This is a genomic window from Microcystis sp. M079S1 (genome assembly GCF_020246425.1).
Classification (GTDB): domain Bacteria; phylum Cyanobacteriota; class Cyanobacteriia; order Cyanobacteriales; family Microcystaceae; genus Microcystis; species Microcystis aeruginosa.
Genome location: NZ_JADBSZ010000052.1, coordinates 44,968 through 60,668 on the forward strand (window position 1 = coordinate 44,968; position 15,701 = coordinate 60,668).

Consider the following 15,701-nt stretch of genomic DNA (forward strand, 5'->3'; position numbering starts at 1 on the left):
GACTGATTGAGATTATTTTGAAGGGCGATCGGGTAAAGTTGGTCTTAGGGAAAATAACCACCAGATCAACAAACCTAATATAATCCAGAGAATATCTTTAACCCGGCGAATTACAGAAATCGCTAAACCTAATTCTAGACTACCGGTTAAAGAAGCACCCAGCAGCACTAAAGAACCTTCTAAAGTACCGATATTAGCGGGAATAAAAAAGGTTCCAGCGCGCACTAATTGGGCAACGGAATCAAATAACCAAGCATCGGCAAAAGTGATCGGATGTTGGAGAAGTTGCATTAAAACATAGATTTCTAAAACTCCGAGGGGCCAATTGAGAAAACCGACGATCAAGCCATTTCTAAATAGTGGCAGATTTCGGTAAAATTCCCCTAAACGATCATCGACACTGCGAAGATTTTCTAAAGGTTTAGCTAGGCGATCGCCTAAAAAAGAATGACCTAATCGATTAACTATTCGGGAGGATAAACGGAATCGCTGAATCAAGAAAAATATCAGGATACAACTGGAGAATATAGCGAGACTTAATCCGGTAAAAGTTTTCAAAGAATTGGAGAATTTTGGGGAAGCGAGGAGCAGAAAAAAACCGATAATTGCAAAGAAGACAAGGGAAGCAGTATTTAATGTCTTGGTCAGAATAATCGAGGCACTGGTTTCTTTATAGCTAATCTGATAGTGAGTTTTCAACATCACTGCTTTAAAACCTTCTCCTCCCAAAGAAGCGAAGGGAGTCACGCGATTAAAGGCTGCCCCTACCATGTAAATTAATAATAGGCGAATTGTCCATCGAGGTTGGATAGGAATGCTTTTAAAAGTTAGTTGCCAAGTAAAAACATCGGTGAGAAATTCTAGGAAATAAAAAATAATTACTAATGTCATTCCCCACCAACCGACTAGGGTGATTTGTTGCCACACTTCTTGCAGATTTGTTTTGCGTAAAATTACCCCTAGTAAAACAAAACCTAAACCCAGAAAGATAAATTTAAGATATTTCATAAGTAGTCGTGTAAAATTAATTTCTTGGTTAAGATATAGGCAAAAGGCAAGAAGTAGTTATACTAAATCCTGTTTAAAAGATATAAAAGAGCGGGAATTATGACTTAAGTAGCTGGTTATAATTAAATTAAAAATGGATTTTAGGTTCGATCCCCCCTGCCCCTCTTGATAAGGTAGGGTTGATTCATGAATCAACCCTACCCTTGATAAGGAGGGTGTCTGATAATTTTTAACGCCTACCTACTTATGACTGATAACTGATAACTGATAACTGATAACTGAAAAAGCTGATGACTAAAAATAATTCCAACGTTGAATAAATGGCAGCCAATGAGATTCGACTAACTCGATCGCTTTTGCATCTGGGGGATAATTATTTTTTTTATATCCTTGCAGACTACTGATATATTTCTCAAAGCGAGGCCTAGCTATTTTTAAGTCGGGAAGTTGCAGTTGATCGTAAATTTTCTCGATTTGTGCTAGGGGGTCTTTTTCTAAATCTTCAAAACGAATTTCTACAAAACTATCGGCGGGTAAATCGGCACTATCTCGCAGGAGAGAATTGAGCATTGGGGTATAACTTTTCAGAATTGTCTGCTCGATTTCATCCGGGGATAAATTATCGTAGGATTGTAGTGCTAGTTCCGGTAGGATGCGGGTAAAAAAGTGACGGGTTGAGGGAAAAACGAGATAGGGATTGCGGTAGATATGAATAAATTTAGCATCGGGCCAGATAGCTCGCAATTTGGCAATGTGTGCCGTATAAACGGGGTTTTTGATTAGTAATTGTTTGCCTTTTTGATGGATGGAAACTTTTTTTAATAGATGAGTATGCCAACGCTGCCAAGTGGCGATTTCTTTCTCGCTGCAGCCCTGAAAAAAAACCCCTCGCTGGAAATGATACTGAAAACGTTGGGGAAAGTATAAACCATGGTAGTAGGAAAGGGGGATCATGCTGGCCAGGGCGATCGAGTCTTCTTGAGGTGAATCGGTAGTAACGGCAACGTTATCCACATGGCGATCGCTCGGTAGGGCTAATTCTAGCAGCGGTTGTAATAAGCGGACGATACCGAGGATATCCCAGGGTAATCCCACCGCTAGGGGCGAAATATAGCCAAAACGCTCCGATTGACCGAGTAAATTGTGCAGATGGGTCGTGCCGCTGCGCCAATAGCCGACAATAAAAATGGGTGATTTTACCTGTACGCCGCGCTCATAAAACCCTGTCATTAAAATTCGTTCTAGGGTAGAAAAAGGCAGTCGCGCCAGGGTAACTGCCAGCGCCAGGGTTGCTGGGGCCAAATTGGGGCGATCGATGCCGCCATTGGTCAAAAATAAACGAAGGAGAGTGCTAAGGTTACTACCGCAGAGGGGATGAAACAAACTGGACATATTAACTATTTTTGGGCGGTTTTTTGGCGGATAGCTTGGCTGGCCAAGGTTTTGCCGAATTCCCAAGCGGCTCCGGGGAAGCGGTGAGCATCAGCGACCACATCTTTAACGGCGGTGATCAGCCAACGGCAATCCTCATCGGAGAGGGTGAGGGGGGGGATAAACTTAATGATATTCATGCCGTGGCCGGAAACCTGCGAGAGGATTTGATGGCGGGTAAAGAGGGGAACGACGATTAACTGGGAAAATAGCCCTTTATTGGCGGTTTCTAGCATTTTCCAGGCAGCTTTTAGTGACCAACTGCTCGGCTCGGCAAATTCCAAGGCTATCATCATACCCAATCCCCGCACTTCCTGCAAACATTCGTACTGATCTACGAGGGGCTGTAGTTCTGCGATAATTTGTTGACCGATTACGGCCGATCGCTCGACTAATTTTTCCTCCTCAATCACCTGTAAAGTGGCAATACCGGCGGCCATGGCCAGATTATTTTTACCAAAAGTGCTACCGTGCACCACAGAACGGTCCATGCGATCGAATACTCGATCGAAGATCCAGCGACGACAGAGAACCGCTCCCACTGGCACAAAACCGCCCGAAAGAGCCTTGGCAACACATAAAATGTCCGGTTCTACCCCCCAATGTTCCACTGCCCAAATTTTGCCAGTCCGGCCCAAACCGGTCTGCACTTCATCGGCCACAAAAAGAGTGCCGTAACGACGACAAAGGGCAGCCGCTGCGGGGAGATAGTTCGGTTCGGGAATTCTCACCCCGTGACCTTGGATCGGTTCGGTAATAAAAGCCGCTACTTCTTGATTAATTAGAGCTTTTTCGAGTGCAGCCAGATCGCCGAAGGGTATTTCCTTAAAGTCGGCCACAAACGGCCCAAATCCCTGGCGATAATGGGGATCGCCGGTGGCGGAAAGGGAACCCATGGTTAACCCGTGGTAGCCTCCCTGACAGTAAACAATTTGGCTGCGTCCGGTGGCGTAGCGGCTGAATTTAATGGCGGCCTCGACGGTTTCCGTGCCGGAATTAGCAAAGAAAACTCGTTCTAATCCGGGAGGTGCGATCGCTGCTAACCGTTCCGCCAGCAATCCCGCTAGGATGGAAGCATCCAATTGGACTAAATTGGGCAATGCTGCCGTCAATACTTCCTGTAAAGCTTGCACGATCTTGGGGTGATTGCGTCCGAGGGCGAAAACACCAAAACCACTCAGTAAGTCCAGATACTTTTCCCCCTGATTGTCGAATAGGTACGGACCTTGGGCTTTAACGTAGTGGCGATCGTAGCCGATCGTTTTTAGTACCCTGACCATCTGGGGGTTTAGGTATTGTTCGTGGAGGGCAAAGTTTTCTTCTAGTCTTTTTTCTATCAGTTCTAAAATGCTCATAAATTCCAGATTTGATTACTGAAAAACTATTTTTTAAACACCTCAAAACCGATTATGTCCATAGCACATTATCATTATTTTTTTGGTTATTTAATATCATAAATTATTCAATATATTTTGTCAAGTATTTAAGAACTTATCTAGGATAATTAAACTAATTAGCTCTTGTGGGCTAAAGGTTAAAGCGACTTTGAGATAATTTATTAGTCAGTTTTTATATGGTGGGGGCGCATCGCGTGCGCCCAAAATGTAATATCAGTAAACAGTGAACTGATAACTGATAACTGATAACTGATAACTGATAACTGATAACTGATAACTGATAACTGATACAAGGCTGATAGCTATAAAAAAACCGACCGACAAGAGAGGGTTCCCGTCAGTCAGTCGGTGATGATAGGCCGAATTTTACTCAGCTTTATTTCTTAGCGGGGGCAGCCTTAACGAGTTCCAATTCACTTTCAGCGAAGTTATTGGTATTCAGTCCACTGGCGCTACCACTAAAACCGTGGTAGTTAACAGTATCAAAACGGACGATAACGGGATAGAGGATACCACTTTTATCAACACTGGCTACGGTTCCCACATCGTTGTACCAGTAAGACTCTTTACGTTTGATTCTAACTTCGGCTCCGCGTTCGATTCCAGGCATAGCTGTTGTTTTTTTTTTAGGGTTTAGTTAACAGGTTACAATCAGAGCGAGTTTGCCGAAAGGGTTTTTACTTTAAGTTTTATTGCAAATCTTGCCACTCTGTTTGGACAAAATGCCCCGAACGTCCCCATAGGTCTGCCTTTGGTGCAATGTTAACGATTGTTAAGTTAAAAGGAATGGCCGTAGTCAGGTATTTTTGGGCCGACATTCCCACATCTGGCCCGATTTGAAAAGCGGCGGCGGTGGCTAAACCTAAGCCTAATAACTGAGAAATCGGACCTCTGGGTAAGAGAAGATGAGTTCCTAAGACTAAGCCGGCGGTTAAGGCTAAAGTTACCGATAAATTGGTTCCACAACGCGGATGTAATGCCAATTGCCCCTCGCCATTTTTGAGACGATGGAGTGCCTGTTTGGCCGCAATTCGCAGTTCATTTGTATTAACCTGCCCGTAGAGATAAAAACCCCTATCGGTGGAGAGTCCCCCTAGGGCCTCGTTATCCGCTTGGGAGTGGTCAAAAGGCGATTGACGACGGGCAGCCATTTCGCTTAATACCCAGACGGTGGCGTGTTCCAAGGCGTGAACCTGTCGCAGGGTCAGAAATTCTTTGAAACCGGGGATAAAGCCGATTTGTGCCAGTAAATCGCTGTCTTGCTGGGGCGAGTGGTTAAACCAGTCGAAAGAGGGGTTAGAAGGGCTACTAGGGGTCATAAAGTTGCGGTAGGGGGAGTTTTTTCGAGGAAGATAAGGGTGCTATAGAGTTGAAAGGCGGTGTCCCAGTAGGTGTCTTCAATGCGTAATAAGTCCAAATGGGGATTGACCATAGGCAGTAATTCGTAAAAATCGGCGGTGGTTTCGGCAAAAGCTGGAAAATCTGACCACAGGGGAACTGCTGCTAGTTGTTGTTTTAGGTAAGAAGCGAAATGATTCCAGTTATCTCGATTGCTGGTCTGTCTTTCCCGACTTTGTTGGTGGTCGGAAAAAGTAATCCCCGCTTGAAAGTGGTAATGGCGATCGCAAATACGGATAATTAAATCCTGTTTTTTCAAATGTAGATCAATAATCTGGGCATAATCAAGAATACTAATTTTTCTCACTTGATGGCGGCGCGCATCCATATCGACACATTCCCCAAAAATCGGCAAGATTCCCTCTACCACGGCGGTAACTTCTGACCAATCAAAAGTTATACTTGCGGTTAGGCCGTGGGAAGATTGATAGACTAGGGTGGCTTCTGGTTGGATAGCCCGGAAATATCGAGCTAAATAGACCCTAGGCCGGTTAATCGCTTTAATTGGCTGGCAAAAACAGGGAATTCCTTCTTTTCGCAAGTCGTGAACATATACTGCTAATTCTGCCATCGCCCCGACTCGATACAAGCGCCACGAACGACTAGGGATGTGTAAGCGGGCGCTATAGGCATCTATTTTAAATATTTGGGCAAATTTTAGAGCTAAGGGCTGTTTTTCTGCGTTAGCCACCGGTTCAAGAATTAAAAGCCCCATTTCTCGATTACTAGGGTTGGTTTTGGCTTTTTCGAGGGCAGCCTGTCGCTGTTGTTGTTGCTGTTCAACTTCCACCTGTTCAATCGCTTCTAAGCGGGCGATTCCTTGACGAATTTGGGCGATAAGTTGAGGATTAGCGGTTAATCGCAACATTTTTCGGTATTCTTGCCCTGCTAGTCCAATTTCTCCCGTGATTTCGTTTAAACGCGCTTGGTAGAATTTCAGCCAAGGGTTATCGTTTTCTAGGGTCTGGAAGTCGTTGACAAGACGGGCGGCAGTTTGATAGTCTTGACGGTCGAGCGCTTCAGCAATTTCTTTGAACATAGAAACTCCGGTCGATTAGCTGTCTAAATAGGCGTTAATGATAGCGAGAGCCACTAAGGGAGCGGTAATTGTTCTCAAAATCCGTTTTCCCAGTGATACAGGTAGAAAATCAGCAGCGATCGCTTGTTCTATTTCTGCCTCCGTCCATCCCCCTTCCGGTCCGATGGCAATGGTTATCTCGGTTGATGTTTGCAATTGAGAAAGTAGCGGGTCCACTGTTCTACGGGTAACACCAATATAACAAGTTGTCCCTGGGCTAACTCCCCGCTTAAGGATGGCTAAAAATGGTTGTGGTTCTTCGATAATAGGAATAATCTGTCTTTCTGATTGTTCTACAGCTTCCCGGGCAATTTTTCGCCAACGGTCAATTTTTTGAGGACTAGGATTAACTAAACCGCGTTCTGTCAGCAGCGGGATAATTCGATAAACTCCTAATTCGGTGGCAGCGCGAACGATATCATCAAAGCCATTTTTGGGAATTGCTACCATTAAATTCACTTGTACTGGTAGTTCGGTGGTTTCGTTTATCGCTTCTAAAAGATGGGCCGAATTATCAATTATTTCTGCTAACCACGCTTGTCCTTGTCCATTTAGGGCAATAAAATGGTCATGGGATTTTAAACGAACAACTTTTTTAAGATAATGACTTTGTTCGGATGTTAAGGCAATTAACCCGTTTTCTAGGGTATTAAAATCAAGAAGAAGACGATAATACAAGGCTGTTTAGTCTATATTACTATTGTGTTCAGAATCACTGTCAGCTATCTATTTTAGCTTTTATGGTGTTTTTGTATAAGGTTGAGAGTAGATCAGCTTATAGCAGTTATCTTAATGGTGAAGTACGAAGTTTTCCTTTTGGTTAGTCAGTCGTCAATACCAAATTAGGTTATACTTCATGTTTATGACAAAGGCTATAACTTACTATGGCCTTACCTACTCAGATCTGTTATAAAATTTATCCTCATCAAGGTATATCTTGCCAAATAAGAATTAAGACTTGACAATCTCCACTCCCTAACCCCTAACCCCCAGAAAATCCATGGACATAACTGCTAAAATTAAAGAACTGGCACAAAAATATGAGATACCTCCCCAACTGCTCAAGGAAGCCATGGCTTTAGAAGTAGAAAAAATTACTCTAAAAAATCGGCGGCTATCACCTAAAATTGTCAAACTTATCGAAAAATATACCGACTCCCCACAATCATAAATTTTATAGATCTCTTGCATGATTTATTTTTGGTAAGTAGGGAGGCACAATTATTTGTAGGATGGGTTAGCGGTAGCGTAACATGAGCGGACGTTGGGTTTCATGCTTCAACCCAACCTACGTTCTACGTTCATCTTATATTTAATTCCACCCACCCACTTAGTTTAAAAACGACAAAAATAAATATTAAGTTGCATAAAATCTCTAAATAAACCATTTAATTGATTATTATTCATTCTTAATTCTCCTGATTACTGACTACTGGCTACTGACTACTAACCAACCACAAAATTTTTGATTTTTACAAGAGTTCTTATGACTTTGAGACTGAAACAAATTCGCTTAACTAATTGGAAATGTTACCCTAGTCAAAATATTACTTTTAACCTGCATCCCGAGAGAAAAATTCAGATTATCTTCGGTAATAATGGCCACGGTAAAACTTCTCTGATGACAGGGATTTTATGGTGTCTCTATGGGGGAGATATTGTATCTAAAGAGACTCTGGAAACCTATTTTTATCGAGGTAAGTATGATTCTTCATCAGTAAGAGAAATGCGGGTAGAATTAAATTTTACTAGAAACGAGAAAAATTACTTTATCAGTCGCACAGCGAAATTAAAAGTTAATGGTAGCACTTTTTATCCCAGCGCAGAGGAAGCATTATTTTATGAAGATGGAACCATAAGAAGTAACTCTAGGGAATATATCGAAGCATTGCTTCCTAAATCTATTCGAGATTTTTTCTGTTTTGATGGCTTAAAAATCGAACAATATACCCAGATAACTCAAACTAAAGAAGCAAAAGAAGCAATTGAAAAAGTTTTGGGTATCCCGGAATTAAGAAATCTGCGCGATGATACAGAAAAAGCCTTGCAAGAATTAGAAAACCGTCTTAATAAGGCAGAGGGAACCAGTCAAACTTTTAGAGATAAGATGCAAGAATTGCGAGAATTAGAAGAAGACATTGATCTTAAAAAAGGTCAGCTTAAAAATGCTAAAGATGAGGAAAAAAATGCTATAATCATTCATCAGGATGCTCAAGAAAAAGCCGCTCAGATTGAAAGTTTACGAGAAAAATTAGAGGAAATTCATAACTTAGAGAAAAAGCGTATCGGTTTACAAACTCAGTTAGATAACCTGCAAAAGTCTATCGATTCTTGGTTAAAAAAAGCTTCGATACCTTTGCTGATTAACTTTGTGCAGGAAATGGCTGACGATTTGCAAGTTACTAGCTTAAAAAGCACTTATAAAACTAATTCTACAGCAGTTTTAAAAGCAATACTTGACGATGAAAGCTGTCTATGTGGTCGTTGTTTAGATAAAAATTCTCGGGACTTTATCCTTCAACAAATTGCCGAACTAGAGTCCTTAGAAGTGGACAACGCTACCAGAATAGAAAAAGACAAAATTAGAATTGATTTACAGGGAATTATGCGAGATAATGCTAAATTTAGCAACTATAGTCAATTGCTTTTACAAAGAGATCGTTTAGAAGAACAAATCGAAGAAATTAATCAACATATTAGACAGCTAAAACAGGAAACCACGGGAATAGATCAAGACTCGGTGAGGGAGATTTGGCGAAAAGTTGGCGAATCGGAACGAAAAGTCAAGGAGATTGAAGAAAGGATCGAACGCTTGCAAAAGGAAATCGAAATCAAAGAAAAGCAATTAGAAAATTTACGCCAAGAAGTGGAAATTTTAGCTAGTGAAAATCAAACCACATTGATGTTATCTAATCAGGTTAAAATGGCCAGAGGTTTAAAAAATGCCACTAACGAATTAATCGAATGGCATATCGATAATTCCCAAAAAATGATTAATCAAGTAACCAGCGATCGCTATTTACAAGTAACCAACAAACCAGAGGAATATAGAGGAGTAGAAATCACTCCCGAATACACTTTAGGAATCCGTACCATCACAGGAAAATTATTAAATCCCGATGTTTTAAGTGCGGGAGAAAAGGAAGCTTTAGCTTTTGCTTTTATCACCGGTTTAAATCAAATAACCGATACTTGTGTTCCCCTAATTATGGATACACCTTTTGGTCATTTAGATCAAGAACATCAAAAAAATATTATTAACTCTCTTCCTAATTTAAACTCCCAAGTGATTATTTTAGCCACGGATCGCGATCTTCCCGATCCACTTTTAAATCTGCTGCGTCCCCACAGTACTGATATTTTAAAAATACACCGTTTGGCTGCCGATGAAGATGCTTCCGTGATTGAAGTGATGGAGAGTTACTAATGCAGAGAATCGATCCCAGTTTGAAGATTTATGCCTCGGAAACTTCCAGAAATTATCTACAGGTACTAAAAGATAATAAAACCTTTGAGCGCATGGTAGATGCCTATTTATTCGCCGCTGCTTTTGCCATTAAACAAGACTTCAGTATCTACGGAACCACTCTGAGCAATCGACAAGATTTAATTACTATTAGCCAAATCGATCCAGAAGTTATTTTAGCTTTAACCGCAGGAATTTATATTATCTGTAAAAAGAATTCCTATCCTCAACCCAGCGATGGCAAAGAAGTTTTAGATAAGATCTGTCAATACGCAGAAGTGGGATTAAGGGAATTAAAAGAACGCTGGCAAGGCAAAGTCAGCAATCAAATCCAAGCTGATATTGAGAGAATTATCGATAATCTCTAAAATTCTCTGGCTCTAACTATCTTTTTTAGCGATAACGGCAAATTATATTCTTTCCACACTGCCAAAAAAGACGGGTTCCACGCGAATAGCAATGATACTAGCCGGACGTAAAACCATATATTCCCCTTGGATATTTCTGATCGGAACATTGATAAAATCCTGGGAATCGGCTTTCGGAACTAATTCGTTACTGTACCACTTTTGAAATTCTTGGATAGTCAAAAAACGAACCTCCTCGCGATGTCCACTGCTTAAGAACAAATGTACGGCGTACTCGTCAGCTTTTCTACTCATTTTTTTTAACTAATCAGATTGAATTTTTGTAATAAAGTTGCCATTAAAGGCGGAAAAGTGAGACGCAATTCGCTAGGATCCGAGAAAATTAATTTTTGGTAGCTTGGCAGGTCAAAAGCCAGTTTACCCTTTAATTCCGCTCGATTTTGATAGGTTAGCAGAATTTGTCCGCCCTGTTTACAAGCGATCGCATAACCTAATTCTACACCCACTAGGGGACTGGGCAGTAATTCCGTTTCCTTTTGGCTAATCGCCGTAGCATCGGCAATAAATAATAAACTTTTGCGAATTTTGCGTAATTGACTATCACTCAATCTGGTGACATTGCCCTCAGTTCGGGGCGTTTCTTCGATGTTTAAGGGCAAACGGGAGCGTTTATTGAGATTTTCGACGGTTTCGGTCAAAATTGTTCTTAAAGCGGTGCTAGAGTCCTTAAATTGGCTTTGGGAGCTAAAATAAATGACGGGATCCAACCAAGCGCTGAGGTCCTGTTTAGTAAAGTAAATTTCTTGGGAAATCAGGTCAATATTCGAGATGACGTAACCGCCACTACCTTCGAGGTAAAATTCCACCCTTTCCCCTTCTAGATAGCGTTGGAACCAGACAGAACCCTGTATCGTCAGGCTATCATCGAGAAAATCGGCTCTTAAACCCGATTTTAAGAGACTATTGCGACTTAAGCGCAAGTCGTGGGGACGTTTGACAACCTCGCGGATAGGTTCGTATTTGTCCAGATACCAAGCTTTCAGGGCAATGATGGCCATAGGTGTGGCGATTAAAGACACTCTCCCATTTTAGCAGTAAGCACCGATATCCTCTCCACATTCATCGGCAAGGTAAGAAAGAGCGCGAAATCTTAACATCATCAGGTTTTCGTAGAGGGGATTTAGCTTGCAAAGGGGCGGAATCTCTAGAATTGTCTGGCTAAATAGGGTAATTTTCCGCGCAAAGGGACATTGAGCCGGAATTAGACGACAAATCCGATGAGCTAGTGCAGGTGTATTAATCTCTAGGCGATCAATTCGTTGCCGCAGGGGTTGCCATAAATCCCATTTTGGTTGCGGTGACGGGTTTTTCCGATTGCCTTTCGACCAAGGGGCAATCCAATTAGACAAAATTATTTTATTTGTGGTATAATCTGATACATCAGCATCGGCCATAGCCTTACCTTCTATTGATTGACTCATAAGGTTCTATCTGAGATTACGAGAGGGCGAACAATCTTCCCCGAAAATCTTCTGGGACGTTCGGACATTTGACCGCTTTAACGATAACATCTCTGGGATAACAGATGTGGCTTATTGCGTCAGCGGCCCAGATGCGGGAGTAAGCTGTTAACTATCTAAATTACTCGTTAAGACTGTCTATGAGCGAGCAGGGAGCAGCGAGAGGAAGTTTGAGCATTTGTACTAACTTCTCATCTCCGAGTTATCACCTAAAAGCGAATAGGCAACAGACGACAATAAGATAACGTCACCAGTGAGTTTAACTAGATTAATCTCTAAGCTTCGCCCAAAGATATTGGCTCTGATTAGAGCTATTTCTAGGTTAGCAAAAACTCAGGTTTTTTCACGTCAGCATAGTACACTTTTTCTGGGTATAAAATAGCACCCGCTTTTGTCAAAGATACGCAACCCAAGGGGTGGGGTGTGGGGTGTAGGGTGTAGGGTGTGGGGTGTAGGGTGTGGGGTGTGGGAATTATGAATTATCAATTATAAATTATAAATTGGGTAGTTTTTTGCTGTGAATAGTAAACGGTGAACTGATAACTGATAACTGATAACTGATAACTGATAACTGATAACTGATAACTGATTTACATTCTTTCCAAAACGGGGATTCCTAGCAGAGATAATCCTAATTTTAGGGTTCTTGCCGTTAAATCACACAAGACTAAACGAGAGGTTTTCATCGGTTCTGCCGATTTCAGAACGGGACAATTCTCGTAGAAACGATTATACTTTTTACTGAGTTCGTAAAGATAATCACATAAACGATTGGGTAATAAATCCTCTTCGACGGCACTAATTACTTCCGAAAATTGCAGTAATTGTTTAGCCAGAATTAATTCGCTTTCATCCTTGAGAATTAGCGATGAATTGGCACTTAAATCCTGAAAATTAATACCACCTTCGCGACTGATACTCTGAACCCTAGCGTAAGCGTACAGCATATAGGGGGCGGTGTTGCCTTGCAGATTGAGCATTTTGTCATAACTGAAAACGTAGTTACTATTGCGATTTTGGCTGAGATCGGCGTATTTAACGGCACTTAAACCGACAGTTTCGGCAGTCTTAGCGATAAAATCGCTGGTTTCTTCTCTTTCCTCGCTTGCCAGTCTTTTTTCTAAGTCAGCTAGGGAACAGGTGATCGCTTGATCGAGTAATTCTTGTAATTTTACCGTCTCCCCGGAACGAGTTTTTAATTTTTTACCATCTTCCCCTAAAACTAATCCAAAAGCGACGTGAACCACTGCCACATTATCGGGTAAAAATCCCGCTTTTTTAGCCACCTGAAATACTTGGGCAAAATGGTTAGCTTGTCCAGCATCGGTGACATAAATTATTCTTTCGGCTTTATCTTGACGCACTCGATAACAAATTGCTGCTAAATCGGTGGTAGCGTAATTATAACCGCCGTCGGATTTCTTGACAATTAGGGGTAAAGGCTCCCCCTCTTTGTTGGTAAAACCATCGAGAAAGACGCATAAAGCGCCGTTGTCTTTTGTTAGCAATCCCTGCTGATCTAATTCTTTGATTACTGCCTCAAGGTAGGGATTATAAAAAGATTCACCCCTTTCGGTTAGTTTTATATCGAGAATATCATAGATTTTCTGAAATTCCCGTCGTGATTGTTGACAAAGTAACTGCCATGCTTGACGACTTTGAGGATCACCCGACTGTAATTTTACTACAGCTTGACGGGCAGTTTCTTTAAAGTTTTCGTCTTCATCAAAACGAATTTTGGCCTTTTTATAAAAGCTAACTAAATCCCCTAAATCTAGGGCATCTGCTTGGGTTAAAGCACTAGGATAAGCTTCTTGTAGATAGGTGATTAACATCCCGAATTGAGTCCCCCAATCCCCGACGTGATTAAGACGAATTACTTGATGATGACGAAATTCCAAAATCCGAGCAATACAATCACCAATTATAGTCGATCGCAAGTGGCCAACGTGCATTTCTTTGGCAATATTGGGACTGGAAAAATCGACAATAATTTTTTGACTGGGGTTAGCAGCGGCAACTCCTAAACGGTTGTCAGTAATTAGGTCTTTTAATTGGGTTTCTAGATAACCGGGTTTAAGGGTAAGATTGATAAAACCGGGTCCGGCAATTTCGGGGGGTTGACAGAGATCATCTATCTCTAGATTTTTTAGTAAAGTCGCCGCCACTTCCCGGGGTTTTTGGTTTAATTCTTTGGCTAAAGAGAGGGAAATATTACATTGATAATCGCCAAAACGGGGGTTACTAGCGGCCACAATTAGAGGATCGGTAGCGGCGAAGTTTTCCCCAAAGGATTTAACTAGGGATTGGGAAAAACGCTCTTTTATTTGTTGGATAATGGCAGTCATAGAGAGAATTTAGGAATGAATGTTAGAAATCTATGGGTAATGAGGAAATTTATCTTGCTCTCATCTTGAATAGAATTGAGCCGAACGGGGTATTATGTCCATTTTCTTGGTACATTATAAGCATCAAATTTAGTATCTTTACTAATTAGAATTAGCGATCTGTTTAGAGATTGAGCAATTAGCATTCTATCAAATGGATCACGGTGATGCAAGGGTAAAGTACAAATTTTTAGAGTATCAGAAAATGATATAGACAGTAAGGTTATATCTGATGCTTCTAGTTTAGTTTCAATGGTTTCATAACTTTTTTGTAGGGCTAACTTACCTAAATTTAACTTAATTGCGATTTCCCAGAGACTAACAATACTGACATAAACTTCAGGAGCAAAATCAATTTCCTCCCGAAGATTATTAGGCAAGTTAGAATCGTTTTCAGTTAACCAGATGAAAGTATGGGTGTCCAGAAGAAAAGATGTCATCACATATATTCCTGAAAATCTTCCAAAGACTCATCAAAGTCATCGGACAAAGGTAAGATAAATGTACCTTGTAAAATTCCTGAACGGCGTTTTCTAAGAGAAGGTTTCTCTATAATAGCATCTGATTGATAATTGGCCATCAAATATTCAGCATAGTGAAGCAGCTCTATTTTTAAGAACTCTGGCATTGTTTCGACAGTTTCTAAGATTTTTGTGTCTATATTCATAGGTTTGGGATACTTAATTTGAGCTAATTCTTACTAATTACTTATTCCTTAACCAATAAAACCACGGCATAAACTGCGATACCTTCTTCTCGTCCTACCGGTCCTAATTGTTCGTTAGTAGTGGCTTTAATTCCCACCTGTTCCGGATTAATATTGAGAGTTTCTGCTAACTTGGCTCGCATCGCGCTGAGGTGGGGTTTCATTTTCGGTTTTTCGGCGACAATTACCGAATCAATATTATTAATCTGCCAACCTTTATCGATAATTAATTGATTAACTTGTTCTAATAATTTTAAACTATTCGCCCCTTGCCATTGTGGGTCTGTGGGGGGAAAATAATGACCGATATCGCCTAAACTAAGCGCACCCAGCATGGCATCCATAATAGCGTGGGTTAAGACATCGGCATCACTGTGACCCAATAAACCGACAGTATGGGCAATCTCTACTCCTCCTAAAATTAAAGGTCTTCCTGTTACCAATCGGTGGATATCGTAGCCGTTACCAATACGAATATTCATAGAGCAGTCCTCATTGTCGGTGTTTCTGCAAATGTGAGATGCACCCAAATTGCGGTAGAATTTTCTTGGGGATAATCTCCTAACTTCTGACTATCCACTGCCGATTACCGCAAAGGATAGCCATTTATTCTATCAGATTGAGAAGATATTAGGTAAGAACTAACTAAACACAATTAATTACACATATCTAACCACCTCTTGCCTCTTGCCTTTTGCCTATCCTAACCAAAAAGTTAATTTTATCCTACTTACTTATGATAACACTTGTAACTATATTTTTCACTGCCTTGCTGGCAGTTACGGATTTTACTTACCAAGTTTTGATTCATTTTCCCATACAAATCATCAATTTTTTGGGGTCGTTGTTGTCCTATGGAGTAATCGGACTGATAATTTTTGTCCTAGTCTGGATTGTGGGTGACTGATTTCTCGGTAGAAAAAAATGAGAGAATCAGCCTTA

At 41.0% G+C, this 15,701-nt stretch carries 17 protein-coding genes; 3 read left to right on the plus strand and 14 right to left on the minus strand.

The window, feature by feature from the left end; genetic code table 11:
• Window positions 1-12: 12 nt before the first annotated feature.
• The 7 genes from IM456_RS02960 to IM456_RS02990 all read right to left on the minus strand — a co-directional run bounded on the left by IM456_RS02960 (window position 13) and on the right by IM456_RS02990 (window position 6,990).
• On the minus strand, window positions 13-1,008 hold the full coding sequence (locus IM456_RS02960; RefSeq protein WP_287692843.1) for a lysylphosphatidylglycerol synthase transmembrane domain-containing protein: 996 nt from the start codon (window positions 1,006-1,008) through the stop codon (window positions 13-15).
• Between the two features lie 294 nt (window positions 1,009-1,302).
• Window positions 1,303-2,400: a sulfotransferase family protein gene (locus IM456_RS02965; RefSeq protein ID WP_287692845.1), complete on the minus strand. Its 1,098-nt coding sequence runs from the start codon at window positions 2,398-2,400 to the stop codon at window positions 1,303-1,305.
• A gap of 5 nt (window positions 2,401-2,405) precedes the next feature.
• Window positions 2,406-3,794, minus strand: a complete 1,389-nt coding sequence (locus tag IM456_RS02970) for an aspartate aminotransferase family protein (RefSeq protein ID WP_287692846.1) — start codon at window positions 3,792-3,794, stop codon at window positions 2,406-2,408.
• A gap of 418 nt (window positions 3,795-4,212) precedes the next feature.
• On the minus strand, window positions 4,213-4,446 hold the full coding sequence (locus IM456_RS02975; protein WP_147068840.1) for a photosystem I reaction center subunit IV: 234 nt from the start codon (window positions 4,444-4,446) through the stop codon (window positions 4,213-4,215).
• A gap of 79 nt (window positions 4,447-4,525) precedes the next feature.
• A complete protein-coding gene (locus IM456_RS02980) occupies window positions 4,526-5,155 on the minus strand; it encodes a DUF6391 domain-containing protein (protein WP_149987266.1) in 630 nt (209 codons plus the stop codon).
• Entirely contained in the window at window positions 5,152-6,273 is a 1,122-nt protein-coding gene (locus IM456_RS02985) for a tetratricopeptide repeat protein (protein WP_149987265.1), read from the minus strand. The genes IM456_RS02980 and IM456_RS02985 overlap by 4 nt, the downstream gene beginning before the upstream one ends.
• Before the next feature lie 15 nt (window positions 6,274-6,288).
• The gene (locus IM456_RS02990; protein WP_149987264.1) at window positions 6,289-6,990 is read right to left on the minus strand and encodes a 16S rRNA (uracil(1498)-N(3))-methyltransferase; all 702 of its coding nucleotides are present in this window, start codon (window positions 6,988-6,990) and stop codon (window positions 6,289-6,291) included.
• A 322-nt stretch (window positions 6,991-7,312) separates the two neighbouring features.
• Between IM456_RS02990 and IM456_RS02995 the strand changes: the two genes are divergently transcribed.
• From IM456_RS02995 to IM456_RS03005, 3 genes are all read left to right on the plus strand, one after another.
• Window positions 7,313-7,483 carry a hypothetical protein gene (locus tag IM456_RS02995; protein WP_172970535.1) on the plus strand — a complete coding sequence of 57 codons (171 nt, stop codon included), beginning with the start codon at window positions 7,313-7,315 and terminating at the stop codon, window positions 7,481-7,483.
• A 315-nt stretch (window positions 7,484-7,798) separates the two neighbouring features.
• Entirely contained in the window at window positions 7,799-9,739 is a 1,941-nt protein-coding gene (locus tag IM456_RS03000) for an AAA family ATPase (RefSeq protein WP_287692847.1), read from the plus strand.
• On the plus strand, window positions 9,739-10,146 hold the full coding sequence (locus tag IM456_RS03005) for a hypothetical protein (protein ID WP_002798003.1): 408 nt from the start codon (window positions 9,739-9,741) through the stop codon (window positions 10,144-10,146). Before IM456_RS03000 ends, IM456_RS03005 begins: the two co-directional genes overlap by 1 nt.
• 42 nt (window positions 10,147-10,188) lie before the next feature.
• On the opposite strand, the gene IM456_RS03010 is transcribed toward IM456_RS03005, so the two are convergent.
• From IM456_RS03010 to ispF, 7 genes are all read right to left on the minus strand, one after another.
• Window positions 10,189-10,440: a hypothetical protein gene (locus IM456_RS03010; RefSeq protein WP_002798004.1), complete on the minus strand. Its 252-nt coding sequence runs from the start codon at window positions 10,438-10,440 to the stop codon at window positions 10,189-10,191.
• A 5-nt stretch (window positions 10,441-10,445) separates the two neighbouring features.
• Window positions 10,446-11,204 carry a hypothetical protein gene (locus tag IM456_RS03015; RefSeq protein WP_149987273.1) on the minus strand — a complete coding sequence of 253 codons (759 nt, stop codon included), beginning with the start codon at window positions 11,202-11,204 and terminating at the stop codon, window positions 10,446-10,448.
• Between the two features lie 30 nt (window positions 11,205-11,234).
• Complete coding sequence (locus IM456_RS03020) at window positions 11,235-11,627, minus strand: Mo-dependent nitrogenase C-terminal domain-containing protein (RefSeq protein ID WP_149987262.1); 393 nt, start codon at window positions 11,625-11,627, stop codon at window positions 11,235-11,237.
• Between the two features lie 629 nt (window positions 11,628-12,256).
• Entirely contained in the window at window positions 12,257-14,014 is a 1,758-nt protein-coding gene (gene argS, locus IM456_RS03025) for an arginine--tRNA ligase (RefSeq protein ID WP_149987261.1), read from the minus strand.
• 92 nt (window positions 14,015-14,106) lie between these two features.
• Entirely contained in the window at window positions 14,107-14,493 is a 387-nt protein-coding gene (locus IM456_RS03030; protein ID WP_149977457.1) for a type II toxin-antitoxin system VapC family toxin, read from the minus strand.
• Window positions 14,493-14,720: a type II toxin-antitoxin system VapB family antitoxin gene (gene vapB, locus IM456_RS03035; RefSeq protein WP_149987259.1), complete on the minus strand. Its 228-nt coding sequence runs from the start codon at window positions 14,718-14,720 to the stop codon at window positions 14,493-14,495. The genes IM456_RS03030 and vapB overlap by 1 nt, the downstream gene beginning before the upstream one ends.
• A 41-nt stretch (window positions 14,721-14,761) precedes the next feature.
• Window positions 14,762-15,241 (minus strand): 2-C-methyl-D-erythritol 2,4-cyclodiphosphate synthase, encoded by a 480-nt coding sequence (ispF, locus tag IM456_RS03040; RefSeq protein WP_149987258.1) that lies wholly within the window; start codon window positions 15,239-15,241, stop codon window positions 14,762-14,764.
• Window positions 15,242-15,701 lie beyond the last annotated feature (460 nt).

Coding starts and splice junctions, on each gene's coding strand:
- IM456_RS03010 (WP_002798004.1), bottom strand. CDS start 10,440: ATGAGTAGAAAAGCTGACGAGTACGCCGTACATTTGTTCTTAAGCAGT.
- IM456_RS03015 (WP_149987273.1), bottom strand. CDS start 11,204: ATGGCCATCATTGCCCTGAAAGCTTGGTATCTGGACAAATACGAACCT.
- IM456_RS02985 (WP_149987265.1), bottom strand. CDS start 6,273: ATGTTCAAAGAAATTGCTGAAGCGCTCGACCGTCAAGACTATCAAACT.
- IM456_RS03000 (WP_287692847.1), top strand. CDS start 7,799: ATGACTTTGAGACTGAAACAAATTCGCTTAACTAATTGGAAATGTTAC.
- IM456_RS02975 (WP_147068840.1), bottom strand. CDS start 4,446: ATGCCTGGAATCGAACGCGGAGCCGAAGTTAGAATCAAACGTAAAGAG.
- argS (WP_149987261.1), bottom strand. CDS start 14,014: ATGACTGCCATTATCCAACAAATAAAAGAGCGTTTTTCCCAATCCCTA.
- IM456_RS02965 (WP_287692845.1), bottom strand. CDS start 2,400: ATGTCCAGTTTGTTTCATCCCCTCTGCGGTAGTAACCTTAGCACTCTC.
- IM456_RS03030 (WP_149977457.1), bottom strand. CDS start 14,493: ATGACATCTTTTCTTCTGGACACCCATACTTTCATCTGGTTAACTGAA.
- IM456_RS02970 (WP_287692846.1), bottom strand. CDS start 3,794: ATGAGCATTTTAGAACTGATAGAAAAAAGACTAGAAGAAAACTTTGCC.
- IM456_RS02980 (WP_149987266.1), bottom strand. CDS start 5,155: ATGACCCCTAGTAGCCCTTCTAACCCCTCTTTCGACTGGTTTAACCAC.
- vapB (WP_149987259.1), bottom strand. CDS start 14,720: ATGAATATAGACACAAAAATCTTAGAAACTGTCGAAACAATGCCAGAG.
- IM456_RS03005 (WP_002798003.1), top strand. CDS start 9,739: ATGCAGAGAATCGATCCCAGTTTGAAGATTTATGCCTCGGAAACTTCC.
- IM456_RS03020 (WP_149987262.1), bottom strand. CDS start 11,627: ATGAGTCAATCAATAGAAGGTAAGGCTATGGCCGATGCTGATGTATCA.
- ispF (WP_149987258.1), bottom strand. CDS start 15,241: ATGAATATTCGTATTGGTAACGGCTACGATATCCACCGATTGGTAACA.
- IM456_RS02995 (WP_172970535.1), top strand. CDS start 7,313: ATGGACATAACTGCTAAAATTAAAGAACTGGCACAAAAATATGAGATA.
- IM456_RS02960 (WP_287692843.1), bottom strand. CDS start 1,008: ATGAAATATCTTAAATTTATCTTTCTGGGTTTAGGTTTTGTTTTACTA.